The sequence below is a fragment of the Vibrio sp. D173a genome (assembly GCF_030248475.1).
In genome coordinates this window covers 1-560 of the sequence record NZ_JAHGAH010001494.1, presented here as the reverse complement: position 1 = coordinate 560, position 560 = coordinate 1, and the positions used below count along the sequence as shown (strand labels likewise).

Genomic DNA, 560 nt, shown 5'->3' with positions numbered 1-560 from the left:
AGCGCAGAGTGACCGAGCGATTGAAGGCTGGTTCCATGAACAAGTCTTCAGCCATAAGTTACCATCCCTTCGCCAATAGTGGATACCAGCATACCACCGTCGCATAAGCTGCAAATAACCCGATCGATGAGAACAGCGCAAGTTGTTGTAGCCCCGGGAATGGTGCAATCAATAACCCTAAATAGCCGATCAAGCTTGTGACTAGTCCGAGGCTAATCGCCATTAATATATGTTGCAGCCCTTTATCGCTTTGCCAGCGAGAGCCGCGACTAAGCGGTCGGTGAGGTAGTGAAATGAATAATCGATAGAGACACCAATTAAGCTGGCACCAAACACTAAGCTAAATAGATGCACTTGACCGAATATTGTAACGGTACTCGCAAGCGCGTACCAATCGAAATCAAGGAGAGTACTAGAGGTAGCGCGCTGCGGAAGGTGAGCCAAATCAGCAAAATGACACCGGCTAGTGAGCCCATGCCGATGGTGTTTATCTCCGATTTGGCGCTTTGTGTTCCGTAGTCTGCATAAAACACCACTCCGGTGTGGTGGATCTCGACGCC

Annotated in this window: 1 pseudogene; it reads right to left on the bottom strand. The window is 49.5% G+C overall.

From position 1 onward, the window contains the following. Positions 1–70: 70 nt before the first annotated feature. Positions 71–560, bottom strand: a pseudogene (locus tag KIV40_RS34295) (MMPL family transporter); the annotation flags it as partial.